This is a genomic window from Sphingomonas canaveralia (assembly GCF_047238125.1).
In the GTDB taxonomy this organism is placed as follows: Bacteria; Pseudomonadota; Alphaproteobacteria; order Sphingomonadales; family Sphingomonadaceae; genus JBDFMH01.
Genome location: NZ_JBDFMH010000001.1, coordinates 1,308,071 through 1,332,818, shown reverse-complemented (window position 1 = coordinate 1,332,818; position 24,748 = coordinate 1,308,071). Strand labels below are relative to the sequence as shown.

General features: G+C 60.5%; 24 protein-coding genes. 16 read left to right on the top strand and 8 right to left on the bottom strand.

The features are described 5' to 3' along the window. Positions 1-93: 93 nt before the first annotated feature. Positions 94-870 (bottom strand): MerR family transcriptional regulator, encoded by a 777-nt coding sequence (locus tag ABC347_RS06365; RefSeq protein WP_413244893.1) that lies wholly within the window; start codon positions 868-870, stop codon positions 94-96. Between the two features lie 213 nt (positions 871-1,083). Between ABC347_RS06365 and ABC347_RS06360 the strand changes: the two genes are divergently transcribed. Then, on the top strand, positions 1,084-2,253 hold the full coding sequence (locus ABC347_RS06360) for a cytochrome P450 (protein ID WP_413247013.1): 1,170 nt from the start codon (positions 1,084-1,086) through the stop codon (positions 2,251-2,253). 324 nt (positions 2,254-2,577) lie between these two features. Here the strand turns inward: ABC347_RS06360 and ribB are convergent, their stop codons facing one another. After that, complete coding sequence (gene ribB, locus ABC347_RS06355) at positions 2,578-3,696, bottom strand: 3,4-dihydroxy-2-butanone-4-phosphate synthase (RefSeq protein WP_413244892.1); 1,119 nt, start codon at positions 3,694-3,696, stop codon at positions 2,578-2,580. 660 nt (positions 3,697-4,356) lie between these two features. On the opposite strand from ribB, the gene ABC347_RS06350 reads away from it, so the two are divergent. Next, a complete protein-coding gene (locus ABC347_RS06350; RefSeq protein WP_413244891.1) occupies positions 4,357-5,019 on the top strand; it encodes a TetR/AcrR family transcriptional regulator in 663 nt (220 codons plus the stop codon). A gap of 32 nt (positions 5,020-5,051) precedes the next feature. Here ABC347_RS06350 and ABC347_RS06345 read toward each other — a convergent pair whose 3' ends face one another. Further along, entirely contained in the window at positions 5,052-5,444 is a 393-nt protein-coding gene (locus tag ABC347_RS06345; RefSeq protein ID WP_413244890.1) for a nuclear transport factor 2 family protein, read from the bottom strand. Further along, entirely contained in the window at positions 5,441-7,171 is a 1,731-nt protein-coding gene (locus tag ABC347_RS06340) for a class I adenylate-forming enzyme family protein (RefSeq protein ID WP_413244889.1), read from the bottom strand. Before ABC347_RS06340 ends, ABC347_RS06345 begins: the two co-directional genes overlap by 4 nt. A gap of 52 nt (positions 7,172-7,223) precedes the next feature. Between ABC347_RS06340 and ABC347_RS06335 the strand changes: the two genes are divergently transcribed. The 4 genes from ABC347_RS06335 to ABC347_RS06320 all read left to right on the top strand — a co-directional run bounded on the left by ABC347_RS06335 (position 7,224) and on the right by ABC347_RS06320 (position 11,504). Beyond that, on the top strand, positions 7,224-8,378 hold the full coding sequence (locus ABC347_RS06335; RefSeq protein ID WP_413244888.1) for an LLM class flavin-dependent oxidoreductase: 1,155 nt from the start codon (positions 7,224-7,226) through the stop codon (positions 8,376-8,378). Positions 8,379-8,409: 31 nt separating this feature from the next. Then, positions 8,410-9,528: an LLM class flavin-dependent oxidoreductase gene (locus tag ABC347_RS06330; RefSeq protein WP_413244887.1), complete on the top strand. Its 1,119-nt coding sequence runs from the start codon at positions 8,410-8,412 to the stop codon at positions 9,526-9,528. Positions 9,529-9,591: 63 nt separating this feature from the next. After that, complete coding sequence (locus ABC347_RS06325) at positions 9,592-10,680, top strand: zinc-binding dehydrogenase (protein ID WP_413244886.1); 1,089 nt, start codon at positions 9,592-9,594, stop codon at positions 10,678-10,680. Positions 10,681-10,703: 23 nt separating this feature from the next. Beyond that, a complete protein-coding gene (locus tag ABC347_RS06320) occupies positions 10,704-11,504 on the top strand; it encodes an SDR family NAD(P)-dependent oxidoreductase (protein ID WP_413244885.1) in 801 nt (266 codons plus the stop codon). Here ABC347_RS06320 and ABC347_RS06315 read toward each other — a convergent pair. After that, a complete protein-coding gene (locus ABC347_RS06315; protein ID WP_413244884.1) occupies positions 11,501-12,178 on the bottom strand; it encodes a carboxymuconolactone decarboxylase family protein in 678 nt (225 codons plus the stop codon). The two genes, ABC347_RS06320 and ABC347_RS06315, sit on opposite strands and share 4 nt — an antisense overlap. A 253-nt stretch (positions 12,179-12,431) precedes the next feature. On the opposite strand from ABC347_RS06315, the gene ABC347_RS06310 reads away from it, so the two are divergent. From ABC347_RS06310 to ABC347_RS06275, 8 genes are read left to right on the top strand one after another with little or no spacing between them, the layout of a single operon-like run. Next, the gene (locus ABC347_RS06310; RefSeq protein WP_413244883.1) at positions 12,432-15,023 is read left to right on the top strand and encodes a TonB-dependent receptor; all 2,592 of its coding nucleotides are present in this window, start codon (positions 12,432-12,434) and stop codon (positions 15,021-15,023) included. A 55-nt stretch (positions 15,024-15,078) separates the two neighbouring features. After that, positions 15,079-15,825, top strand: a complete 747-nt coding sequence (locus tag ABC347_RS06305) for a glucose 1-dehydrogenase (RefSeq protein WP_413244882.1) — start codon at positions 15,079-15,081, stop codon at positions 15,823-15,825. A gap of 34 nt (positions 15,826-15,859) precedes the next feature. Next, positions 15,860-16,312, top strand: coding sequence for a nuclear transport factor 2 family protein (locus tag ABC347_RS06300; RefSeq protein WP_413244881.1), 453 nt, complete (start codon positions 15,860-15,862; stop codon positions 16,310-16,312). 4 nt (positions 16,313-16,316) lie between these two features. Beyond that, positions 16,317-17,156 carry an enoyl-CoA hydratase/isomerase family protein gene (locus ABC347_RS06295; protein WP_413244880.1) on the top strand — a complete coding sequence of 280 codons (840 nt, stop codon included), beginning with the start codon at positions 16,317-16,319 and terminating at the stop codon, positions 17,154-17,156. A 3-nt stretch (positions 17,157-17,159) separates the two neighbouring features. Then, a complete protein-coding gene (locus ABC347_RS06290) occupies positions 17,160-17,930 on the top strand; it encodes an enoyl-CoA hydratase-related protein (RefSeq protein WP_413244879.1) in 771 nt (256 codons plus the stop codon). 4 nt (positions 17,931-17,934) lie between these two features. Further along, on the top strand, positions 17,935-18,150 hold the full coding sequence (locus ABC347_RS06285; protein WP_413244878.1) for a dodecin: 216 nt from the start codon (positions 17,935-17,937) through the stop codon (positions 18,148-18,150). A gap of 39 nt (positions 18,151-18,189) precedes the next feature. Then, a complete protein-coding gene (locus ABC347_RS06280; protein WP_413244877.1) occupies positions 18,190-19,353 on the top strand; it encodes a flavin reductase in 1,164 nt (387 codons plus the stop codon). 53 nt (positions 19,354-19,406) lie between these two features. Further along, a complete protein-coding gene (locus ABC347_RS06275) occupies positions 19,407-19,916 on the top strand; it encodes a nuclear transport factor 2 family protein (RefSeq protein ID WP_413244876.1) in 510 nt (169 codons plus the stop codon). A 344-nt stretch (positions 19,917-20,260) separates the two neighbouring features. On the opposite strand, the gene ABC347_RS06270 is transcribed toward ABC347_RS06275, so the two are convergent. Together ABC347_RS06270 and ABC347_RS06265 are read right to left on the bottom strand one after the other, a co-directional pair. Beyond that, positions 20,261-21,034, bottom strand: a complete 774-nt coding sequence (locus tag ABC347_RS06270; RefSeq protein ID WP_413244875.1) for a DUF5681 domain-containing protein — start codon at positions 21,032-21,034, stop codon at positions 20,261-20,263. Beyond that, positions 21,034-22,362 carry a site-specific DNA-methyltransferase gene (locus ABC347_RS06265; protein WP_413244874.1) on the bottom strand — a complete coding sequence of 443 codons (1,329 nt, stop codon included), beginning with the start codon at positions 22,360-22,362 and terminating at the stop codon, positions 21,034-21,036. The genes ABC347_RS06270 and ABC347_RS06265 overlap by 1 nt, the downstream gene beginning before the upstream one ends. A gap of 104 nt (positions 22,363-22,466) precedes the next feature. Between ABC347_RS06265 and ABC347_RS06260 the strand changes: the two genes are divergently transcribed. Together ABC347_RS06260 and ABC347_RS06255 are read left to right on the top strand one after the other, a co-directional pair. Continuing rightward, positions 22,467-22,796 carry a helix-turn-helix domain-containing protein gene (locus ABC347_RS06260; RefSeq protein ID WP_413244873.1) on the top strand — a complete coding sequence of 110 codons (330 nt, stop codon included), beginning with the start codon at positions 22,467-22,469 and terminating at the stop codon, positions 22,794-22,796. Further along, complete coding sequence (locus tag ABC347_RS06255) at positions 22,793-23,653, top strand: ImmA/IrrE family metallo-endopeptidase (protein ID WP_413244872.1); 861 nt, start codon at positions 22,793-22,795, stop codon at positions 23,651-23,653. The genes ABC347_RS06260 and ABC347_RS06255 overlap by 4 nt, the downstream gene beginning before the upstream one ends. A 476-nt stretch (positions 23,654-24,129) precedes the next feature. Here ABC347_RS06255 and ABC347_RS06250 read toward each other — a convergent pair whose 3' ends face one another. Next, complete coding sequence (locus ABC347_RS06250) at positions 24,130-24,588, bottom strand: hypothetical protein (protein WP_413244871.1); 459 nt, start codon at positions 24,586-24,588, stop codon at positions 24,130-24,132. Positions 24,589-24,748: the final 160 nt, after the last annotated feature.

The window sequence follows — 24,748 nt, the reverse complement described above, 5'->3', positions numbered from 1 at the left end:
GGTGAGAGCAGTCGTGCGCAGGATCGTATCAGTATCCGCGACGCCAGCGGTTAAAGACCTTATGTGGAGAGATGACGGGTTCTGGCCGAAGAACTAAGGGATTAGAGGATCCCAATTCTGCTGTACCCCAGTGGCCGTATTTTCGCCATCCCCCAGCCCACCGGCAGCGCCTGCCGCACTATTCAAGTGAAGCTGTAGCGCTTTGACAAACGCCTTGAGCCGGAGCAATCCGATGAAATCGAGCATCAGAGGTAAGGCGACGCGAAGCATCTGCGCTGCCTGCTCGGCCGTGACAGGGACACGGTTGTTTCCCAGGAACGTCGCCACCTCGTGTTTCGCGATGAATTCGGCTGCCTGCTTGTAGAAGGCGATGTTTTCGGGAGGGAAACCCGCTTCTTCGACGAAGCCGGCTGCGCGAATACTGCTCCAGATGTCGACAAGGCGGGCGTCCGTCAGACTGAGGAACTGACGATCGTTCTGCTCATCAATCGATAACAGCCCGATAGATTGAAAGGCGATGGCATCCCGCCGCGCGCTTGGCACGCGTTCCTCCAGAATCGCTATGTCGACGGGCGGGGCCCGGTCCAAACCAAATTGACCGGCGATCAGCTGGTCGAGGTCGACGTAGGAGGGGCGGGTGGCGCCGCGTTGGAATCCGCCCCCGTCAAGCGCCGCCTTGATCTCTTTCAACGTCATGCGGGACGATGTCTGCAGCTCGCGCACCGCCGCGATGCCGCTCACATGCGCCTCGCCATATTCGGCGCGGTTGCGGCCAAGCCGCTTCGGTTCGGGAAGCACGCCTGCGCGAAGCATGATCCGGATCACTTCTCGACTGACGCCGGTCCGGTGCTCCAGCTCGCGCATCCTCATGACCGACCCCTAACTCTATCAACGCGCGCGTTGAAAAGTGCTTGTGCGTGGTTTCTGATGCGTGTAGCTTACACGCACAAAGATCGGCCATGCAATTGGCGGCAAGGAGAGTGGATCGTGGCAACCGTTCCTGATCATGTGGCCCCTCCGATCACGCGCGCGCGTGCGCCAAAGCCTGCGAATGTCCCGGACGATCGGGTCTTCGACATCGACATGTATCAGCTCGACGGGATCGACGAAGGCTACCATGAAGCATGGAAGCGCATCCAGAAACCGGGCGTTCCGGACCTGATCTGGACGCCGCTGACCGGCGGGCATTGGATTGCGACCAATGGCGACACCGTGCGTGAGATCTACAGCGATCCCTCACGCTTCTCGAGCGAAGTCATCTTTCTGCCAAAGGAGGCGGGCGAACTATACAGCATGGTACCAACGCGGATGGACCCACCGGAACACACGCCGTATCGTGCGGTGCTGGATAAGGGACTTAATCTTGCGCAGATGCGAACAGTGGAAGCTAAGGTAAGAGATGCTGCGATCGATCTAATCGAAGGCTTCGTCAAGGCTGGAAAATGTGACTTCTCGGCCGATTACGCCAATCTGTTTCCCGTGCGGGTCTTTATGGCGCTTGCCGACCTTCCGATGGAGGACGCGCCTAAGCTTGGTCAGCTCGCCAAGATGATGACCCGGCCGGAGGGAAACTCTCCCGAAGAAATGGCCGCCGCTCTAGACGCCGGAAATCGGGGCCTGAATGATTATGTCGAACCTATCATCGCGGCGCGGCGCGGCGGAGAAGGGACGGACCTTATCTCCCTGATGATCAACAGTACAGTCAACGGGGCAGAGATCCCGCACGACAAGCTACTTGGCATGGTAGCGCTGCTGCTGCTCGCCGGGCTCGACACGGTGGTAAACTTTCTCAGTTTCATGATGATCTACTTAGCGCGGCATCCGGAACTCGTAGCAGAATTGCGAGCAGACAAGGTGAAGCTCATGCGCAGCGCCGAAGAGATGTTCCGGCGCTTTCCAGTGGTCTCAGAAGCCCGAATGGTGGCGAAGGACCAGGAGTATCGCGGTGTCCAGCTGAAGGCCGGAGACATGATCCTTCTGCCTACTGCGCTACACGGGCTGGACGATACGCAGAACCCCGATCCATGGCGCGTCAATCCCGAACGGCGGGGCATGTCGCACACGACGTTTGGTGGTGGGCCGCATCGCTGCGCAGGCATGCACCTGGCGCGTCTCGAGGTGATCGTGACGCTCGAGGAATGGCTGAAGCGCATTCCCGAATTCAGCTTGGCCCCAGACGCGCGGCCGATCTACCATTCCGGGATCGTCGCCGCCGTTGATGACGTGGCCTTGGTCTGGCCGGTGGCGGCCTGAACCAAAGGCGGATTTCACTGTGATTGTGCGGTAAGGGCGAGAGCCTATTCCTGAAGACTTATATCGGTCTGTCTGTCATCAAGATCATCCGGGACGCTCGCGTCGACAAACTTATGGCACCCTGCGGCAGATTCTGTGCCTGCGCTCCCCGCCACATCTATGTAAAGGCCCGCTCTTCCGAACGTATGCTGGGGATGTCGCTCAACGAGAACGACCTGCTCGTCAGTTCGACCGATCGAATGGGGCCTTTTCGACTCTCATGCTACACCCCCTTCTCGGGAGAACCGGAAGACTCACCGTGGTCATCCCGTCCGACAATTGACCTCAGGAAGGTGCGGAACTCGCGATCAGGGGGCGCTTGGTGACCACCGTCAGTCCGAAGCCCTCGAGCGCCGTCATCTTTCCCGGACTGGACGTCAGCAGGATCATCTGCCCAACGCCCTGATCAAGGAGGATTTGCGCGCCTATTCCGTAGTCGCGGTAGCCGTGCGTGTCGGCATAGACTTTGCGGTTGCCCTTTACGCGCTCGGAGATCGACGTCGGGTTCGGATCGGAGACGAAGACGGCGATGGCCGGACCGTCGAAATCGGCAAGTTCGCGCAGGGCGATGGGAACATAGTCGCGGTGGGCGGCACGCCAACCCAGGACGTCGGCGGTCAGGTCGAACTGATGGACACGGACCAGCGTCGGAACCTCCGGCCGGGGAGTGCCGCGGACGAGGGCGACATGCTCGCCGCCGTCGATTGTGTTGCGATAGACGGCAATACGGAAATTGCCGTGCCAGCTGTCGAACGGGGCTTCCACGACCCGTTCGACGAGCGATTCCGAGCGACGTCGATACTCGATCAGGTCGGCGATCGTGCCGATCTTCAAGCCATGCTCCCTCGCGAAAACGATAAGTTCGGGCAGCCGGCTCATGCTGCCATCGTCGTTCATGATCTCGCAGATGACCCCGGCGGGGATAAGTCCGGCGAGGCGCGAGATGTCAACCGCGGCCTCGGTGTGGCCTGCCCTGACTAGCACCCCGCCGTCCCTAGCAGTGAGCGGGAACACGTGGCCCGGCGACACGATATCGCGCGCCTCCTTCGTCTGATCAACCGCGACGGCGATGGTATGGGCGCGATCCTGCGCAGAGATGCCCGTGGTTACGCCCTCACGCGCTTCGATCGAGACCGTAAAAGCGGTACCGTGCCCGCTCTGGTTGCGCGGCACCATCGGGCTGAGATCGAGCTGTAGAGCGCGCTCACTGGTCATCGCGAGGCAGATGAGGCCGCGCGCATGCTTAGCCATGAAATTGATGACCCGCGGCGTGGCGAACTGCGCGGGAATGATGACATCGCCCTCATTCTCTCGATCCGGGGCGTCGACGAGAATATAGGGCAGACCGTTCCGAGCGTCGTCGATAATAGCTTCAATGGGGCTAATGCCCTCGGGCTGCTTCACCCTATCCTCCTAGCTGTTGACCAACAATAAGGCGAGCGGGTGCTCCACACCCGCGTCGCGCAAGTCGCGAACATCCGGCACATGCCGTTGGGGCGATAATCGTGCTGCGCTCGACCAGACAGCAATGATCGCTGAGGCTCGCGCGGCAGATCTCGATCCAGAGCGGCGGGCCTGCCTGATCTGGAACCACGATGCTGTAGGTTGTGGAACCGATATCTTTGCGACGCGGGATATTGCCCATCGCCGCAGATCACTGAGATGCGTACAGTTGAAGATGGTCGGCAGTCGCTTGGCGACCTCCCCATTAGACAGCACGAGCGGCAGGCTGACCACCGGCTCAGGACCCCCCGTGACGCTGTCGAAGGCGATTGTAGGACCTCGCTCGATCCCCGCGGATATGTTGGTGATCCGGATTCCATCATGGTGGAAAAGGAGCCACATTGCGTCGTGCATATCGTGAGCGGGGGCGGTGCAGTCTGCTCCCCCGCCGCGGTCCGGATCCGCCGCCGATAACTGCCGCTCTCAAACCCATCGTTGAGATCGAAATGCGATACAGTCACTGAAGCCCTCTCATCATGAGAGCATATCTCACCAATGCATACGCATCAACGCGCACGTTGACATATTGAGTTTGTGTGCGGTCGGGTGCAGGGTTCCAACATGGCGACCGTGAGCAATATTTCCCGCCGGCGACAATCGGCGCAGGCCGACGGTAACGCAGATTACGTGGCGAAGCGCGCCGAGCTGCTGAAGATCGCTGCCTCGCTCTTCAAGGAACAGGGTTACCAAGCGACCAAGCTCGCCGACATAGCCAACGCGGCAGGCCTCGATCGAGCTACTGTCTATTACTACGTGGGCAGCAAGGAAGAGCTCTTTCAGGAAACGGTAGAGAGTGTTCTCGACGCCAACATCGCGGCCGCGCACGAGCTGATAGCCGATCCCAACTTGCGCGCGATTGACCGGCTGCGATTGATTTTCGTTGCACTTATGCAGAGCTACGAGGCGGAATATCCGGCGACTTTCGTTTACATCCAAGAACAGATGCACCAGGTCGAGACGTGGGAGACCGCTTGGGCGCAGGAAATTCTACGCAAGACCCGCGCCTTTGATCAGACCCTGCTCGGCTTTATCCGGTCGGCCATAGCGGACGGCGACTTGCGAGACGACATACCGCCGCGGCTGGTTGAGAATGCGCTCTTTGGAATGCTAAATTGGACCCACCGATGGTTCGTGCCGGGTCGAGGCATGACTGGGCAGGAGGTGGCCGAGGCCTTCTGGACGATCTTCACTAGTGGTATGATGAAAGCGCCAGCGGCCGACTGATCGCCTTATCTGCGTTCTCGAGGGGCGGCCGGTCAGCTCGAGAAAGTTTCGAGCATATGGTGAGTGTCTGAATATTCGCGCACACGCCGGATGTGCGCTCCCGCAACTTGGAACAGAAAGTGATACTGGTTGGCGTACACCCGGCCATCCTGCAATTCGGCGTACGACTCGGCCTCGCATGCGACGAGATCACCTTCCGCAATCATGGTGGATGGTGTTATACGGAGCGCGCCGGCGCGGTAGAGCGGCTTGACCGCCGTCAGCAGGTTGCCAAGCGTCTGCTTGTTGTTAGTGCCGGACATTCCCTCGATCCGACCCGCGACCCACCAGGTTGCATCATTGGTCAGGCCAGCGAGGATTGCCTCGACATCGCCGCTGGAGAAGGTTGCAAGGAAATCTGTAACAACCTGCTTCGGATCGATCATTCTTCCATGTCCTTTAGGCGATCGCGCAACGCACGCTTGTCGATTTTGGTGGCGGACATCGGCCAGTCGTCCTGTTCCATAAAATGTATAGCGCGTGGCACCTTGTAGTTTGCGATCCGACCGCGACAGTGTGCAATTAAATCGCCGGCCTCAGCCTCATAACCGTCGTAGAGTTCGATGAAGGCCACCGGCACCTCATCCAGCCGCGAATCGGGACGGCCGACCACTTCCGCCGTCTTGACGGCCGGGTGAGTGCACAGAAAGGCCTCGACCTCGATGGCGGCGACATTCTCGCCACCCACCTTCAGCATGTCCTTGCACCGCCCTCCGAAGACTAGCGATCCGCTCGCCAGCCGAGTGTATAGGTCGCCGGTCCTGAGCCAGCCATCAGCGGTGAGCGTTTCCGCCGTCTTTTCGGGCGCAGCCCAATAGCCTTCCATGACATTGTAGCCGCGCACCAAAATCTCGCCCAGCGTCCCGTCAGGAAGATCAACACCCGTCTCCGGGTCGACGATCCGGATCTCAACCCCGGGCGACGGCTTGCCCTGCGTGTTCGATCGCGAATTGAAATCCTCCTCTTCACCACACAAGGCGAAAATTCCGGCTGTCTCAGTCATTCCACAGGCCTGGATGACTTCGGTTTGCGGCAGGACGCGCTGAACCTCGTCAACTAGACTGGGGGGCGCGATGATAAACAAGTGACGCAGCGTTTCTAGGTGGGTGGGATCGAAAGCGGGGTGGCCGATCAGCCCTTGCGTGATCGCCGCAAACCAAGGCCAAGCTAAGGTGACGCCTTCGTCATACATGAGCTGAAGTGCGCGTCCGGGCTCGAAATAGGTATCGGTAAGAAACGTCCCGGCGACACCGACCGAACCGATGAACGGGGCGAGCGTGCCGATGTGAAAGAGTGGCCCGGCACCCCAGGTGACATCTCGTGAGCCAACCGAAAGCCGGAAACGCGCGCGTTCGACTGGTCCGCGCGTCACTGCTTCGTGGCTGAGCACACACCCCTTTGGCTGGGCGGTCGTCCCTGACGTATAAATGATGAGGGCTGGGTCCCTCACGCGGACCTTGCGTCTTTCGCGCTCAATGTCCGAGACTGGACAAGCATCAGCCAGCGCCTTGAATGCGGCGGCACCAATACTGCCCTCGGCTTCATCGCCACGCGCTAGAACCACCTGGCGGAGTGACTTTGGCGACCGCTCGGTGAGTGCCTCGTCAAGCAGAATTGAGAAGTCGACTGGGTCATCGGCGTGGCGGCTGGTGATCACGACGAACAGCCCGGCATTGTCGATGATATAGCCGATTTCCGCTGCCTTATGCCGAGCATTCATTGGGACCGCGACAGCCCCGAGAAGCGCGATACCAAAGAGGGTTTCCGCATATTCAATGCAATTCGGGATCAAGATGCCAACGTGATGCCCAGATCTGACGCCAAGGACCCGCAGCGAACGAGCGACGTTTATGGCGCCTTCCCTCAACGAGCGATACGAAGCGCGTTGGCCGGGCAGCACTAGAGCGTCGCGGTCTGGCTCGTTCGTTGCAGCTCGGACGAGCAGGTCCCCCAGCGTAACGACCTCGGCGATAATTGGCTGCAGCATCATTTCCTCTCTCCGCTCCTTCCAAGGAGCGCTGTTTTCGCACGTGTTATGAAAATCGAAACCCCACCAGTCAACACCGGAGTTGACAAGGCTCCCGGAACAGGATTGGATCAGGGTGACAATCACTGAACAGCGGACGCCCGCCACTCGGCAGTGGCGGCAACGGGACGGAGAGGCGATGAAATTTCACCTGATGCAGACCGGCGTCGTTGGGCGCCGGCATGAGATCGAACAGGGCATGGCGGGGCAACGGCCCGAGCTTTACCAGCGCTTCCTCGAGGAGGTGCGCGGCTATGTGCGCCTGGCCGACGATCTCGGCTTCTACGGCTACTGTCAGCCCGAGCATCATCTGCAGATCGAAGGATTCGAGGCGAACAACCATCCCGGCATGTTCAGCCTGTTTGTCGGGCAGAACTGCAAACGCATGCACGCCGGAATCATGGGTTATACCATGACCACGCATAATCCCGTGCGGGTGGCGGAGGAGATCGCAACTCTCGATCATATGCTGCAGGGCCGGCTATATTGTGGCTTCACCCGCGGTTACCATGCGCGCTGGGTCGACGCCTATGGCATTAAGGACGGGGTGGGCGCCACGACGCCCGACAACGTCAAAGCGCGCGACCAGCAGGACGCGCGGAACCGCTCGTTGTTCGAAGAAGGCGTGCGGGTCATCAAGAAGGCGTGGACCAACGACGTCTTCTCGCACAAGGGCGACAATTGGCAGTTCCCGCCCGAGGGCGGATCCGGCGGCCACCCGGCATATGCCAAATATGGTAAGGGCCAGGACGAGAATGGCCGCGTGCAGCAGATCGGCATAGCGCCGCTGCCCTATCAACGGCCGCATCCGCCGGTCTATGGCGGCTTCGCCGCATCGGGCCGCACGATCGATTTCTGGGCGGAGGAGGGGGGCAAGCTCATCGTCCTGTCGGACAATCTCGATTTTTGTGAGAAACTAAACGAGCGCTACATCGCCACCGCCGCAAAGAACGACCGCACCGTGACTGGGGCTGAGGCTTCGGCGTGGGGCGGCTTCCTGATGCTTACGGACGACAAGGACCGCGCCGAGTACCTGATGAAAGAGCATATGTGGTTCTGGGACGAGTGGTTCATCCCGCTCGGCCAACGCCCCCCCAACGTATTGATTGGTTCGGCAGATGAGATCGCTGACCGCATCGGCGAAGCGCACGATCGGCTCGGCTTCAACGAACTCTTCTTGATGTTCGGGCAGGGCCATCTCGAGCCGGAAGCCAATAAGGAAGAACTCGATAAGTTCATTGATAAGGTGGCGCCGCGCTTCTCATCGAAGGACGAGAGCGGGACCTTTGTCTGAGCGGCTAACGATATAGATTAGGAGAGATGAGATGGCCATGCAGTGCGGCATCTTTATGACCCCATACAATCCGCCAAGCCGTACACCGCGTCAAGTCTTCGACTGGGCGCTGGACATTGCTAGGATCGCGGACGAGGCGGGCTACGCCGATTACATGATCGGCGAGCACTACACGCTCGGCTGGGAAAATATACCGCTTCCCGAAGCGATCATCGCGGCATGTGCACAGACCACGAAATCGATCCGGTTTGCGCCGATGGCTCATTTGCTACCCTATCATGATCCCGCGACGCTGGCGGTGCGGATCGGCTGGCTCAGCCAAGTGATGGAAGGGCGCTACTTCCTAGGGGTCGCGCCGGGCGGCCATCATACCGACGCAATCCTGCATGGCTACGAGAGTATCGGCGAACTGCCACCACGGCAGTTGGAGGCGCTGCACCTGATGGAACGGGTTTGGGAGCGCAAACCGTTTGTCGAGAAAGGCACTTGGTACCAGGCTGGGTTTCCGGGCAAGGATACGATGCCAGAATATGACGTGATCATTGCCAACAACAGCCCGTATGGCGGCCGCGATAAGTTAGAGATCGCCGTCACCGGCCTGTCTATGAACTCCTCGTCGATGCGCTTTGCAGGTGAGCGAGACTATTCGCCGATCTCCTTCTTCGGAGGCACGCCGCAGATGCGGGCGCATTGGGACACCTGGGCCGCGTCAATGGAAGCGAAGGGCCGGGTCGCGGAGCGAAGCCGCTACCGAGTTTGTCGCGACGTGTTCATCGCTGACACCGACGCTGAGGCTAAAAGACTGTTCCTTAAAAGCGGTCTGATGCAGACATGGAAGCACTATTTGAAGGAAATTTACGTCAAATTTGGCCTATTTAATGGTATCATTCAGGATTCAGGCAAGGACATCACGCCCGATCAGATCGACGAGGACTTCCTGGCCGAGCATGTCGTGTTATGCGGATCACCCGAGACCGCAATCGAGAAGCTTGAGGCGTTGGCCGACAAAGTCGGGGGCTGGGGGCAGATCGTCTACAATCAGCATGACAGTCTCGACGATCCCAAACCGTGGGAGGAGTCGCTGCGCCGGCTGGCCACCGAAGTCTGCCCGAAGGTGCGCATGCCTGGCGTCCAAGCTGTAGCCGCCTGAGGAGAGACATATGCGAGCGACGTCGCGCGCAAGCGACGCGCCCAAACAGGAAGGAGAAGAATAATGGCCACCGGTCGCGCAACCGTCCTTGTCGAGCCGAACCGGCTTGAGACGTGGGATGTTCCGATCGCGGATCCGCTGCCGGGCGGTGCGCTCGTTCGTATCATTGTGGGGGGCGTTTGCGGCAGCGACGTGCATATCACCACTGGTGAGGCCGGTGTGATGCCGTTCCCGATCATCCTGGGACATGAAGGCATAGGCCGCGTCGAGAAGCTTGGCGGGGTGGACAAGGACTATGCCGGCGTGCCGGTAAAGCCGGGCGACCTGATCTATTGGTCGCCGATCGCCGCCTGCCATCGCTGTTACACTTGCAACGTGCTCGACGAGACGCCGTGCGAGAATTCGCAATTCTTCGAGCATGCCGAGAAACCGAACTGGGCTTGCTATGCGGACTATGCGTGCCTCCCACCCGGGCTCGCCTTCTTCAAGCTGCCGGACGGGGCCGATCCGCTGGCGTTGGCGGCGCTCGGCTGCGCACTGCCGACGGTGCTGCGCGGATTCGATCGCTGCGGTCCCGTACGAATGGGTGAGGCGGTGGTCGTGCAGGGTGCGGGCCCGGTCGGCCTGTCCGCGGTGCTAATCGCGGCGCAGGCAGGCGCGCGGGAGGTGATCGTCATTGACGGGTTCGACGATCGGCTGGCGACCGCGCGTTCGCTCGGCGCTACCGCGACCGTGTCGCTGAAGCATAGCGCCGAGGAACGCCGCCGGCAAATCTACGACTTCACCGGCCCGCAGGGTCCGTCGCTTGTCGTTGAGGCGGCAGGCGTGCTGCCGGCCTTCCCGGAAGGTGTGGACCTGACCGGCCCGCATGGCCGTTACGTCATTCTCGGCCTGTGGGGCGCCATCGGTACCCAGCCGATCTCGCCTCGAGATATGACGACTAAGAACCTCACGATAGCGGGAGCGACGTTTCCGAAGCCAAAGCATTATTACGAGGCCATGCAGCTCGCAGCGCGGCTGCAGGACCAAGTGCCGTTGGCCGCGCTCATTAGCCATCGTTTCGCGATCGAGGATGCGTCGAAGGCATTGGGCGCCGTGCATCGCGGTGAGGTGATCAAGGCGATCATCGATCCGGAATTGCAGCCGGCCTGATTCGAACGAGCGAGGAACGGCCGATGGGCAATCGCCTGGATGGTAAAGTGTGCATCGTGACCGGCGCAGGTAGCGGCATGGGCCGTGCATGCGCAATCGAGATGGCGGTGCAGGGGGGGCGTGTCGTCATTGCGGATATCAACGAGAAGGAAGCCGAGGAGACGAGACGACTGGTGAACGAATCGGGCGGGGAAGGTGCGATCCACGTCGCCGATCTGCGCCTTAAGGACGATATCCAACGAATGATTGACTTCGCCGTCGAGCGGTTCGGCGGGCTGGACGTGCTACACAATAATGCGGCTGTTCATGAGACCGATCTGACCCCGGCGACATCGATCGAGGATCTGCCGGACGATGTCTGGGATATGGTCTACGAGGTCAACCTCAAAGCGATCTGGCTTGCCATCAAATATGCGGTGCCGCATCTGCGCTCGTCGAAGCGCGGGCCGGCGATCGTAAACGTCGCATCGACCGGCTCATTCGTCTCCTATCCGCAGGCGGGAGCTTATTGTGCCACAAAGGGCGGCGTACTGATGCTGACCAAGGCGGCAGCCGTCGATCTGGCCAAACATGGCATTCGCTGCAACTGCTACTGCCCCGGAGCGATCGACACGCCGATGGTGCAGAAATATTATGAGGCAGCGCCCGATAAAACTGCAATCATGTCGGTGCTGACAGGATCACACCTCATTCCGCGGCTGGGGCGGCCGGACGAAATCGCCAAGCTCGCCTGCTTCCTAGCTTCCGATGACAGCTCGTTTATTACCGGAGCCGCCTACGTTATTGACGGTGGTACGCTCGCATGGCGCGGGGTCAACGCCTAGCGGGTACCGCGGTGTGGCGGGGCGGCGGCCGCGAGATCGAGGGTCTCGAGGATCGCTGCGCGACCGGCACCTAGGCTCAGCGCGTTCCGTAGGTGCAATCTGAAGCCGGGCAGGAAGCGGTGGGTCGGCGTGGCGTCACTCGCCAGCGCGATCAGCTCCTTGCACCGGGCGCGGATCGTGCCGCTCTTCCAAGGGACAGCGCAATAGTCGAAAAAGGCGACGAACTGGTCGGGTGAGAGGCGCAGCATGGCGTCGAGGAAGCCCGGCAGCTCGGTCTCGAAACCAGCCCAGAACGGGTCGCCGCCAACATGCCTGTCCCAGAGGGCCTGCCGGTCTTTATCGAGCGGGGCATCATCGATCGCTCCGGCGGCGCGTGCGCGGGCTGCGAGCGGCGCGAAGCTCATCATCAACGAATGGACACCAAGGCCCGAAACTAGCGAGATGGCCTCTTGAACTTGCTCGATCGTGGCGCCCGAGGCCAATGCAGCATCGATCGCCATTTCCAGCGCATCGCGGTCGAGAGATGTGACTGCCGCTGTGACGCCCAGGCCGATCAGTGCAGCCCATTCGACAGGGAGAGGCTCGCCGCCCGGTGCATCACCAAGCAGCCCCATCGCGATTTGGCGCAGGTCCTCGAGGCTGACGACCGACTGCGGACTGATGCTCTGGTTCAAAGGACTACTCCATGGGCAGTGTTGCAAGCCAGCACATGGGGTCTACATCGCGGGAGAAACGAACACAAAAGAGTGTGTGGCCCAAAAGCAACTCGCGCGAGAGCGGCATGCCGCCGGCGACGAGAGCTGTCAACTTTCATGTTGACTAGGAACCATTTTGTAATCAACCTTCGCGTTGACAGGCCAGGTCAGTGCGTGGCCGATCCATGCCGGACAAAGAGCCGGCGGGTTCTCACGGGAGAGGGAGAAAGTAATGAAGACGCCCCGTATCGGTTTGATCCGACTTGTGTTCCTGACTGGTGCCGCCGCCCTTCCGATGATGACCGCTACGGCGATGGCCCAGTCCTCAGCGGCACCGGAAACGCCGCTCCCGGCCAATTCGGCAGCCGGGGATGCGGCACCGGACAGTGCCGCTTCCGCTGCCGCAACGCCTGCGCAGACGGCGCCGGCCCAGACCGGAGCCGGCAATCCCGACGGTGATATCGTCGTTACCGCGCAGCGCCGCGAAGAGCGGCTGTCGCGTGTGCCAGTATCGGTGTCTGCCTTTAGTGCCGAGGCACTGCAGACAAAGGTCATTCAGAGCGAGCAGGATGTGGGAACGCTGGTTCCCGGCCTTCAAGTGAAAAATGGCCAGACTTCCAACCAGCTGAGCTTCAGCCTTCGTGGTCAGACGCTGGATCCCTTCTCGGGAACCAGCCCGGCAGTGCTGACCTACCTAAACGAAGCGCCTTATCTTCCCTACAATACTGCCACAAGCTTCTTCGATCTCGCGTCGGTGCAGGTGCTGAAGGGGCCGCAGGGAACGCTGTTCGGCCGCAACGCGACCGGCGGCGCCGTGCTCTATACCACGCCAACGCCCGGCAACGAGATCGGTGGCAACCTTCTGGTCCGTGCCGGCCAGCGCAATTCGGTCCAAGTGCAGGGCGCGATCGACCTTCCTGTCATTAAGGATCTCCTGCTGGTGCGTGTTGCCGGCGACTATACTAAGGAAGACGGCTTCATCCGTAATCTTTACACGGGCAACACGCTTGGCGATAAGGACAACGTATCCGGTCGCCTTACAGTGCTGTTCATGCCAACCGAAGGTATCAAGAACACTACTGTTGCCCAATACGCAAAGTTTCTCGGTACTGAGGGGCAGGGCAATCTGTTTAATTACTACACATCGCCAAACGCTGCGGGGCAGCAGTTCATAAATAATGGTCGCACGTCGATCCTAAACACGAATGGAACGCCGCTAACCTCGACGCTCGATACCGTTTATAATGTCTTCTCAGGCCTGCTGTTCAATCGTGATGGCAACAACTTGGGCGACAGCAATCTGACCCCGGGGCCGGCGATCGGGCCCGGACGCTTTCCAGGCGGTGTAGCCGGTTACGCCGCTTTTTCGCGCGCGAACCCGTACGATATTTATCTCGAGTTCGATCTGCCGCACCGGTCCGAGTTGACGTTCATTTCTAATACGACCGAGTTCGACATTTCAGAAGCGCTGCTGATCAAGAATATTTTCAGTTACACACGCAGCACCACCAAGTTGCCTGGCAACCTCGCCGGCGGCCCGTTCGGAGCGTTATGGCTCTACAATGACGTGGACAGCGTAACTAGCGCTCCGGGAGACGGCCCACCGGGAGGGCAGACCTTCCGGGCGACCACCTTCAGCAATGAGCTTCAGGCGCAAGGTGACCTGCTTGATGGCAATCTCCATTATACCGTTGGCGGGTTTTACACCTCATTCAAGCATTTCGATAACATTCCGGTCCACGTCGGAGCGGAGATCGATCCGAATGCGGGTGCAGCCGCGGCATTCGGTCTGCCGGCTGATATTTCATACACTTACAATTCCAAGAACTACTCGACTGCAGTATTCGGTCAGTTCGACTACAAACTCACAGATCGACTGACCTTCACTGCTGGCGGACGTTATACCTGGGAGAAGGTACGGCTCTCACAGGCGCCTGGCAGCATTTTCGCGCTCTCCGGTGTTCAGCCAGTAGGTGTTGAGCAGCGACGTAGCCTTTCAGATCCATCTTGGACGTTCAACCTGCGCTTCCAGGCCGACGAGCGGAATATGTTCTACGTTGCGCAGCGTGGAAGCTTTCGTTCCGGTAATTTCAACGGCACGGTTCTGCCGCTGAATGACGCAAACTTTTTCAAGAACGAAACCACCAAGGACTACGAGATTGGCTACAAATATAGCGGGCGCGTCGCAGGGGCTCCGTTCCGCTTCAGTATCGCGGCTTATCAGCAGGACGTAAAGAACGCCCAGCATGCCGTGTACGCCGTGGTTGGCGGAAATCCGGCAGGCTTCACGCTGAATGTGCCGGAGGCGCGTACTCGCGGCGTCGAAGTCGAAGCGTCGGTATCACCGGCACGCGGTTTCGACTTCTCCATTACGGGTGCCTACACTGACGCGAAGTATACGGATGGCGTTGTCGACATCGCACGCCTGACCGGCGTACCGGGGTCAACGATCCTGTTTGACTCCTATCCCGATACGCCAAAGTTCGCGGGTACCTTCTCTGCCGACTTCACCCTGCCGATCAGCGAGGATGTCGGTCGCGTTGTATTGCACGGCGACGTCTACATGCAGTCCGACTTCTTTTTCTCCAACAATAACGGCTCGGTGACGCCGGGCACCGAGCTGGACGGTTACACGAACACCAATTTGCGGCTCAGCTGGAACGATATTTTCCAGTCCAACTTTTCTGCCGCCATCTACGCTAAGAACGTCTTTGACAATCTCTACTATGTGTCGGGTTACGCGCTCGGAGCGGCGGGCGGCTACAACACCGCCTACCCCGGTCAACCACGCACCGTGATGGGCGAGATCTCGTTCAAGTTCTGATGTGGCCGCGTAGCTCCCGCCCTGGGGCGGGAGCGATGATCAAAGGAGTGAGATTGTGGGCCGCTTGGACGGTAAGGTAGCCATCATCACGGGAGCGGCACGCGGTATGGGAGCGTCGCACGCTCGGCGCTTCATCGCCGAGGGCGCTCGGGTCATACTGACCGATCAGGCGGAGGCTCTGGGCCGTTCGGTCGCCGACGCCCTCGGCGAGCGCGCTATGTTTCTAGTACATGACGTGACCAGCGCCGGTGACTGGACCCGCGTCGTGGGCGAGGTCGAGCAGGCGTTCGGGCCGGTCTCCATCCTAGTCAACAATGCCGGCGTCCTCGGGCCGATCGCGCGGACCGAGGAGCTCGACGAGGACGACTATCTGAAGGTCTGTGCGATCAATCAGCATTCGGTCTTTCTCGGGATGCGCGCCGTCCTTCCGTCGATGATGCGTGCCGGCGGTGGCTCAATCGTAAACATCTCGTCGATCGCTGGCATGGCGGCGAACTACGGCTTTCCCAGCCTCGCTTATGTAGCAAGCAAGTTCGCCGTGCGCGGAATGACCAAGGCAACAGCGGTTGAATATGGAAAGCACAAAATCCGAGTGAACTCCGTCCATCCGGGTTTCATCATGACCCCGATGATGGTGGAAGCGACCGACGAGGGCGGGGGCGACGCTCTGTCCATGATCCCACTTGGGCGCATCGCGGAGCCGGATGAGGTATCGCAACTCGTGCTGTTTTTAGCGTCCGATGAGGCGTCGTACATCACGGGTGCTGAGCACCTCGTCGACGCCGGCATGTTGGCCCAGTGAGCGACGACTAACACTTGACGATAGGGGTACTTGCATGACCGAAACGGAACAGCTTGTCGAACAGCAAGCAATCGAGCGAATGATGTTCGACTATTCCTATCACCTTGATATGAACCATCCCGACGAACTGGCCGCGTTGTTTGTCGAAGATTGTGAGGTCAGCTACGCACCCAATTTCGGTGCAACCGGGATGACGGATTACAAGAAAACTCTCGAGGGTATCGGTACCTATTTTAGGGGCACTAGCCATCACAATTCTAACGTGGTGGTCGATTTCGTGAGCGATACCGAGGCGAATGTTCGCTCGATCGTGCTTGCCATCCACCGATACGCAAAGGAGCGGCCCGACGGAATTCTCTACGGCCAGTATTTCGACGTCGTGGTCAAGCGGAATGGCCAATGGCGCTTCAAGCGGCGAGAGCTGCGAACCACGATGAGCACCGATTATCATGTGCGAGCATCGAACTCGATAGGGCGAGCTGAGTAATCGCATGCCCACCGCCTATGAGACGATCCGCCTAGAGCACGAGGCAGCGATTAGCTGGATTGTGCTCAATCGGCCCGAGGCTGCTAATGCTCTGTCGCCAACGCTGTTGGAGGAGTTCGCCGACGCGCTTGGTGTACTTCGGACAGAGGGCGGGCCGGTCATCGCAATCCGGGGCGAGGGGCGGGGCTTCTCCTCAGGCATGGATCTCGGCAGCTATGGCAACGGCGACAGTGGTCCCGCTGACCCGATGGCTGATCGCGCGCGGCTCGAGGCGAATGTCATGCGCTGGCTGATGATGTGGGATCATCCAAAACCGGTAATTACTGCCGTGCATGGCTACTGCATGGCTGCCGCAGCGCAGATGTGTGTGTTCTCTGACATCACAGTCGTTGCTGATAACGCAAAGATTGGCCAGCCGACTATCCCGATTGGTGGCGGCTTTATCTCTCCCACCTGGGTATCGCTCGTCGGGCACAAGCGCGCGAAGGAATTTTCGTTCGTGCCCGGCAACTGGATCGACGGGGCGACCGCGGTCGCGTGGGGCTGGGCGAACCATGCCGTGCCGGCCGACACGCTGATCCCCTCCGTCCGCTCGCTGGCCGAGCGGATCGCGCGCACCCCGCCCGAGGTATTGAGGTTAAAGAAATTGTCGATCAACCGCGCAGCGGAAGCCGGCGGCTTCCGCCAAGCGCTTTCCGGCATCGCAGAGATCGACGCGCTCCTCCACCTCGCGCCCGCCGTACTGGAAATCCGTGCGCGGATGAAGGAACGCGGACTGAAGGCAGTGATCGCCGATTATAAAGTTTCGCCGACGACGCCGCTTCAAGCGGCGGACCAGGAGTAAGGAATGGCCGATATAGAATTCACGCGCGACGGTCATATCGCGCATGTCCGTCTCAACCGCCCGCTGGGCTTGAACGCTATCACGCAGGAGATGGACCAGCTGCTGCTGGATGCGTGGAACGAGATCAACGCCGATCCCGACATTTGGACGGTAATCCTGTCGGCCGCGGGCGAGAAGGGCTTTTGCATCGGTGCCGATGTATCCGACGGAGCCGAGCGCAAGACTCGGATGGCGCTGGCCGGCGGGCTGACTGGCATCGGCGGCCCGATGGTGACGCTGAAGAAGCCGATGATCGCCGCGGTGCAGGGCTTCTGCGTCGGCGGCGGCTTCGAGCTCGCAATGTGCGCGGATGTGATCGTCGCAGCCGACACGGCCCAGTTCGGCCTCCCCGAAACGAAGGTTGGCATCATCGGCGAGGCAGGCGTGGTCCACCGTGCCGTCCGCCAGCTTCCCTATCATATTGCCATGGGGATGATCCTGACTGGAGACCGAATTAAGGCGGACGCCGCCGCGCGCTACGGACTAGTGAACGAGGTCGTGCCATACGCGGAACTCGATGCTGCCGCGCGCAAGTGGGCCGACAAGATCAACGCCGCCTCTCCGCTCGCCAACCAGGCTGCCAAGGCGGCAGTGCTTGGGCGGCTGGGTTATCCGCTAGAAGTCGCTCTGATGACCCGGTTCGAGCCGATCGAGCAATATGCGGAAAGTGCAGATAAGCGCGAGGGAGAGCTGGCTGCGGGCGAGCGACGCAGACCGGTGTGGACTGGGAAATAGAGCGATGTCCGAGCACAGTTATCGCGTGATTGAGCTGGTAGGATCGTCGCCCGACAGTATCGACGAGGCGATCCGGACAGCAATCCGGCGGGCCAGTGCCACGCTACACAACCTGCGCTGGTTCGAGGTGGTCGAGACCCGCGGCCATGTCGAGGATGGTGAGATCAAACACTTCCAAGTCACACTGAGGATGGGGTTCACGCTGGACGCGCCTGCATAGATCGTCCGGTATCAAGCTGTCCGAGAGGAGCGGGTCATCGTGTCGGAAGCCGTCATTCATTCCAGGGTTGAGGCGTCGAAATACCGGCAGGTGCTAGGTCAGTATCCGACTGGCGTCTGCGTAATCACGTCGATGGTTGACGATGGACAGCCGATCGCCATGGTCGTCGGATCGTTCACCTCGGTATCGCTGGAGCCGCCGCTCGTCGCCTTCTTCCCTGATAAGGGTTCCAGTAGCTGGGCAAGGCTGCGCAACAGCGACAGCTTCTGCGTCAATATCCTTGCTTCCGGCCAGGAAGAGATCTGCCGCCGACTCGCTTCGAAGGATCCGGACAAGTTTATCGGGGTTCCGCACCGGCTGACTGCTGGTGGCAACCCATTGATCGACGGGGTGGTCGGCTGGATCGAGTGTAGTCGGGACGCCGTGCTGGATGCTGGCGACCATGACATGGTGATGGGGCGGGTGCTGGCACTGGAGATCGCCGATGGCGATCTGCCGCTGCTGTTCTTCCGCGGCGGTTATGGTCGATTCGCGCCCGCATCACTGGCAGCAGCGGACACGCATGGGTTGACGCTGGAGCAACTTCGCAACGTCGATCGCGCACGTCCGGCGATGGAGCAACTGGCCGCGGCGGTATCGGGGCAGTGTCTCGCCACCGTCCAGGTCGCCAGCGAACTGGCCGTAGCGGCGAGCGCGGGGGAGGCGCGTGGCCAGGCGGGGACCTCGCTCGTCGGGCAACGACTGCCCTTTGCCCCACCTACGGGCGCGGTTCACGCGGCCTGGCAGCAGGATACGGAGATCGATCGGTGGGCGGCGCACACGCCAGGATCGCGGGAGAGGTATGTCGCGGCGCTCAAACGGGTTCGCGCTCGCGGATACTCGATAGGGCTGCGCTCCGATGCGCAGCGCGCTCTCGCCGATCGGCTTCAGGGCTCGGCGCACGAGGCGACAAACAAGGCGGTCGATCTCGACGACCTCCTCCAGTATCTTACATTCGATCCCGCTGAACTGACCGCGGAAGTGCAGGACAGCATCAGGCTAGTTTCCGCCCCGGTATTCGATAAAAGCGGCAGAGTCGCAATGGTGCTCACCCTACACGGCTTCGCGAAGCCGACGTCCGGGATCAGCGCTTTGATCGACCGGCTGGTTTCCACCGCAGCTGCCGTCACTACAAACCTGCAGGGCCGACAGCCGAAAGACTGAGATCGACTTCGGCGGCGATCAGTCGCCTGCCCTCAAGCCAAGGAAGTGAAATAATGAGCTTCGAAAGCCGGCTCCGTAGGCTGGAAGATCGCGCTGAGCTAGACGATTTAGTAGTCCGCTACTTCTTGGCATCAGACAATGACGATCTGGACGGCGTGGGCGACAGTTTCGTACCCGACGCAACGTTTAGCACGTCTGGCGCGATCGCAGGCTCGGGCAGGGATGGGATTGTCGATTTTATTCGCGGCGCCCGGGCGCATATGGGGCTGACCGTCCACACGCCCAATTACACCCAGTTTAGTTTTATCGATGACAACCATGCGACCGGTCTAGTAGGTGCGCACCTAGAACTTGTGCTTGGCGGAGTCTCAGTCTTCGGCGCCGTTCGCTACCTCGATACGTACTGCCGCACTGAGGCTGGTTGGCGTATCGTCACAAGGGATATGCGAACCATCCATCTTGCTCCTTGGCTCGATGTTGGCGAGGTATTTGCGTCAGATACGCCGGTGCGGTGGCCCGGCGCGGAGCCCGCACCTTCTGACTTTCCGCGCTTGAGATCGTGACTCGAGGCGAGGAAAGGTCAAGCGCTTGTCGAGCAGAAGTCCCATTCCGTCGTGACCCCGTGGCAGTGCCCATGCTGTGATAGGCGCAAGTTTGCGTTTCGATCGGCAGACGCTTTATCAAATGGACGAGCGAAAATTAAAAGAGAACAGTTGCCGATGAAATCTGGAAGCCGGCACTCGGCTGCGTCACGTTCCAGAGGTGGAAGTCCGTCCAGTGTCCGAGGCCGGACCTCCCAGTTCTACGTAGTTGGCGTTTGGCCGATGGTGGCGGATGGAGGGGTCTAAGCATCAGCCTTCAAAATGAAAATCTGGGTGTGATGGCCGATCAGTTGCCACCCGCCAGATCAGCTCGGCTTCCGCGATGAGTCGGAAGCTGTCTTCGGCTCATAGGAACGGTTGATAAGACGCCTTTGGTAACGAGGTGGGAGCTTGTCGTTGATCTGATCGTAGAGCCTCTCTTCAGAGCGCCAAGCTTCCAGCCGAGATTCGCGCAGGCTTGATTCATCCTTAGTGGTCGCGCGGAACCGGTCCGCAGCGAATGTCACGCACTCTTGCTGCTCATCCCGGAACTGCAGCATTCGATCCCACTTCGCCTTCTCCTCCAGTGTCATGGGCCCCGCGTAGCGCACTTCGGCATTCCGCGGATCGATGACGATGTCATCTGGGTGGGGCAGGGGAGTGGGTTCGGGCAGGCCGCGGCGGCGCGCCTCCTCGATCGCCAGTGACCAGTCCTGCTTATATTGGCAAGCTTCTGCAAAATGATCGACGCGAAGCTTGCGATCCTCCTCCTCGATCCCACGAACCAGCTCGGCCATCGTCGCTTGTGCGAGTCGATTACCCTTCATCGCCGATACGCCCATTGCGCGAAATACGGCCTTGATCACCGGCAACTCGAGAACCTTGTCGCCTTCCCGAATGCTGATGGTGCGGTAGGCTTCTTCGAGAAGCATGCGGTTCGCAGGTTGGCTACCGAACTCGAGTCCCTGACCCGGCGGGACCTTGTTCCTTGCACCCCTGGGCCGACCGTTCGGATTCCCCGACTGGCCTTTCTTAAACCGGTGCTCTGCGGGAGGACGCCCGTATCCAACCGCGCTCTTATTGCCGTGCGGGTCCGCCACTACGCCGCCTCACCGTCCAGGATGATGCCCAGGCGGCTCTCCGCGACGTCCTCGAACACTGCGGCAGTGCCAGCCAGATATACACGCTTGCCCGTCACCGCTTCCCAGCGCCTTACAATCGTGTCGCAGTAGAGCGGGTCATATTCGATGAGCCGTGCTGCCCGCCCGGTTTTCTCGGCGGCAATCAGTGTCGAACCGGATCCGCCGAAACCGTCCAGGACAATCTCGCCGCGGCGTGAGCAGTCCCGGATCGCATCTGCAATCAGCGCGACCGGCTTGACGGTCGGGTGCATCGCCAGCTCTGCCGAGCGCTCGGCAGAGATCGAGCTGATCCCGGCATAGTCCCAGACGTTGGTGCGGTAGCGGCCCGTCTCCCCCAGCCCGAAGCTGTTGGTATGTTCGGCAGTGCCTTGCTTGAACACAAAGATCAGCTCGTGCTTGGAGCGGTAGAATGCGCCCATGCCGCCGTTGGTCTTGTTCCAGACCACCAGGTTCTTGAGCTCGGTAAAGGCGGTCTCGCCGGCGGCCAGCAGCTCGCTCATGTGGCGCCAGTCCATGCAGACGAAGGCGATGGCGCCGTCACGCATGACGCGGCCAAGATTACCTAGCGTCTCACTCAAGAAGGCCGTGAACTGCGACCGGCTCATCTCGCCGCTGGCAAATGCAAACTCGCGGTGCTTGACCGAACCCAGCCCGCAAACATTGCCGTCGATCGCGACATTGTACGGCGGGTCGGTGAATACGAGATCGGCGACTTGACCATCCATCAGGCGGTCCAGGTCGGCGGCGCTGCGGGTGTCGCCGCACAACAGACGGTGGCGACCAAGCTGCCATAGGTCGCCTGCGCGGGACACCGATGTGCTGCCGACCAATGGCACGGCGTCCTCCGCCATATGGCTGGCGTCCGGATCAGCTTCGCCGGCCTCGTCAAGGACCAGATCAATTTCGGCTAGGCTGAACCCGGTAAGCTCGGTGTCGAACTGAAGGTCGACCAGCGCCTGAAGCTCGATCGCCAGGATCTCCCGATCCCATCCGGCATTCAGCGCCAACTTGTTGTCGGCCAGCACATAGGCACGGCGTTCCGCGTCGGAGAGATGTGATAGCGCCAGCGTCGGCACCGTCTTATGACCCAGCAGCTTGGCCGCCTCAACGCGGCCATGCCCGGCAATAATCTCGGCATCATCCGAAACAAGCACCGGGTTCGTAAACCCGAACCGTTCGATCGAAGCCGCGATTTGACGAATCTGCTTCTTGGAATGGGTACGTGCGTTTCGCGCGTAGGGCCGCAGCGACGCAATGTCCCGCGCGACGAGTTTCAGCTCCCCCATATCACGATCTCCATGCATGGCCGGTGGCGTACAACTAGAATGAACGGTTGCATTCGTCAATAGCGTGCCTATGATCCTGGCTTCATCGATTGAACGAGACGCGTATGGGCTTCGCCCGCAAGCTGCACGACCTGCGGATCGCCAAGCGACTATCGCTTCAGGACGTGGCGAACGCCGTCGGCATCTCGAAGGCGCACGTGTGGAACCTCGAGAAGGGCATCACCGGCAACCCATCAATGGATTTGGTGGTGAAGCTCGCCGAGCTGTTTCGGGTTAGAGTTGCGGATCTCGTCGGTGAGAACCCCGAAGCCGCAGAGGAGCCAGCCGAAATGGTCGCGATGTTCCGCGATCTGAAGCAGCTCGACGACCGCGACCGCGACACGATCCGCATGCTGATGGAGCAGATGAAACGGCGGAAAGGCGATCAGGCTTGAGGGTAAGCCGGCTCGATCTCGATGGGTTGGGCTCTCCTCGTGCGATCGCGGCGCGCATTCACCAGATCCAGCACGATCTCCCGACAGCGGTACCGCTTGAAGACCTCTGCCGAACACTGGACATTGTCAGCATCGCCGAACTTGAGACTGGCGGGTTCGAGGCGGCGCTGGTCATGGACGTCAACAAGGCGGCGGGCGGCATTCTGGTCGCCGCCGGGCGGTCGCGGCAACGCCGCCGATATTCGATCGCGCACGAGCTTGGTCACTTTCTGATCCCGACGCACATGCCGGAACCAGGGGAGGGGTTCACATGCTCACTCGACGACCTCCACCGAGTTGATGCTAAGGAGCGCGACCGGCGCAAGCGCATCGAGGCGGAGGCAAATGGTTTTGCAGCAGCGCTACTCATGCCGCCGGCCAAGATACGGACCGGCTCGCAATCGCGAACCCCGGATCTCGGGGATATCGTCAGGCTCGCCCGCGAATTTGAAGTCAGCAAAGAAGCGATGGCGCGTGCGTACGTGGATGCTGAGCGGGAGGCCATCGCGGTTCTGGTGCTTCGGCATGGCAGTATCGAGCGCATCTACCGTGATCCCAACATTTTTCCCTGGATCGTCCCGCGCATAGGTCAGCGAGCGCCCGCCGGCTCGGCGGCGGGTGGACCAGCACCATTCCCCGGAGACCTGTCGCCGATCCATGAATGTGATGCCTCGGTGTGGTTCGGCGAGCGCGATGCGGGGCGCGTCGATCGACTGACTGAGCAGATGCTTGGGCAGCAAGATGGATACGCGATGCTGCTGCTCCACGCCGAGCTTCTCGATGACGATGGTGATGCCAAGGATTGCTCGTGGCGCTAGTCTGACCGCGCCGATTTCACTGCGCTGATCATGCGACGGCCGCGGTCGAGCTCGTCATTTAACGCTGAAACGAACTCCCTGATGCGGTACCTTCGGCGCCTGTTCTGGCGTTTCGAAATCCCTGTTCCGGACGTAGGGAAAGTGCGGCGTAAGCGTTTGATATTTTGAAAAGTTCGGGCACCAAACTGTTGGTCGAACGCCAAAGAAAGCACCTTTTCCCTGTATTCTCCATCTAACAGGGAATTCTGGCCGGGAGACTGGTTCGCTGCTGACTGCGTGGCGCACCACGTATCCCCATGCTCACGGTATTTCGTCGCCCGTCGCAGCCTTCACGATATTTTGCCCGCATTCCCGTGGCTTTGCACCCGCCAGCTCTTGCGTGAGAGGTCACGAGACTGCTCCTCAGCCGCCTCGAAACAGAAATGGCGCCCCGGTCTCGAAGCGCCATTTTGCAGACCTCTCAGATGAGGTGGGTCTCAGTGGGAGAGGAGCAGGCGATCTTGCTGATCCCACCAAAGTGGCAGGTCTGCATCGAGAAGCCGCCGCGCGGTGACGTGTGCAGGATGCTTGCCAGCCACGATCTGATCGGCCAGCTGCGGCGAGAGAAATGACAGCCGGATCAGCTTCGCCACGCGCTTACGGCACAGCCGATGCGCGCTGCAGAGCTGGGTGATGGTCAGGCCTGGGTTGGCGAGCAGCAGTTCGCGGGTCGAGCGAGCCTCGGCTAGCAGCCCGACCAGCTGATCATCGCGCCGGGTGGCGCTGCCTGATGCATCTGCCAGCACAAGCTTCACATCCTTGCCCCGCCGGATCCGGACGGCGGGGGCAATAATAGCGATGGGGAATGCGCTATCGCGCTCGGGCAGTCCCAGCGTTCTCAGCAGCGCTACCAAATCGATCACGACCTCGTCCTGCCGCACCGTGATGCTGATCACAAGCGACGCGACCAGCGACCGGCGGCCATGCGACGCGTTGCCGCTTGAGACTGTGACTTGATGAAAAGAAAAGGGAGGCGTTGGTCGAGCAGCAGTCCCATTCCCCCTAATTGCGTAATAGTGCCGTTACTGGGGGAAGTGCACGGCTGCGTTCCGATCG

What these genes read in the sequence shown, in the direction of transcription:
- ABC347_RS06325 (WP_413244886.1), top strand. Translation starts at nt 9,592, where the DNA reads ATGGCCACCGGTCGCGCAACCGTCCTTGTCGAGCCGAACCGGCTTGAG.
- ABC347_RS06350 (WP_413244891.1), top strand. Translation starts at nt 4,357, where the DNA reads ATGGCGACCGTGAGCAATATTTCCCGCCGGCGACAATCGGCGCAGGCC.
- ABC347_RS06335 (WP_413244888.1), top strand. Translation starts at nt 7,224, where the DNA reads ATGAAATTTCACCTGATGCAGACCGGCGTCGTTGGGCGCCGGCATGAG.
- ABC347_RS06320 (WP_413244885.1), top strand. Translation starts at nt 10,704, where the DNA reads ATGGGCAATCGCCTGGATGGTAAAGTGTGCATCGTGACCGGCGCAGGT.
- ABC347_RS06275 (WP_413244876.1), top strand. Translation starts at nt 19,407, where the DNA reads ATGAGCTTCGAAAGCCGGCTCCGTAGGCTGGAAGATCGCGCTGAGCTA.
- ABC347_RS06285 (WP_413244878.1), top strand. Translation starts at nt 17,935, where the DNA reads ATGTCCGAGCACAGTTATCGCGTGATTGAGCTGGTAGGATCGTCGCCC.
- ABC347_RS06300 (WP_413244881.1), top strand. Translation starts at nt 15,860, where the DNA reads ATGACCGAAACGGAACAGCTTGTCGAACAGCAAGCAATCGAGCGAATG.
- ABC347_RS06290 (WP_413244879.1), top strand. Translation starts at nt 17,160, where the DNA reads ATGGCCGATATAGAATTCACGCGCGACGGTCATATCGCGCATGTCCGT.
- ABC347_RS06260 (WP_413244873.1), top strand. Translation starts at nt 22,467, where the DNA reads ATGGGCTTCGCCCGCAAGCTGCACGACCTGCGGATCGCCAAGCGACTA.
- ABC347_RS06345 (WP_413244890.1), bottom strand. Translation starts at nt 5,444, where the DNA reads ATGATCGATCCGAAGCAGGTTGTTACAGATTTCCTTGCAACCTTCTCC.
- ABC347_RS06310 (WP_413244883.1), top strand. Translation starts at nt 12,432, where the DNA reads ATGAAGACGCCCCGTATCGGTTTGATCCGACTTGTGTTCCTGACTGGT.
- ABC347_RS06265 (WP_413244874.1), bottom strand. Translation starts at nt 22,362, where the DNA reads ATGGGGGAGCTGAAACTCGTCGCGCGGGACATTGCGTCGCTGCGGCCC.
- ABC347_RS06365 (WP_413244893.1), bottom strand. Translation starts at nt 870, where the DNA reads ATGAGGATGCGCGAGCTGGAGCACCGGACCGGCGTCAGTCGAGAAGTG.
- ABC347_RS06360 (WP_413247013.1), top strand. Translation starts at nt 1,084, where the DNA reads ATGTATCAGCTCGACGGGATCGACGAAGGCTACCATGAAGCATGGAAG.
- ABC347_RS06330 (WP_413244887.1), top strand. Translation starts at nt 8,410, where the DNA reads ATGGCCATGCAGTGCGGCATCTTTATGACCCCATACAATCCGCCAAGC.
- ABC347_RS06295 (WP_413244880.1), top strand. Translation starts at nt 16,317, where the DNA reads ATGCCCACCGCCTATGAGACGATCCGCCTAGAGCACGAGGCAGCGATT.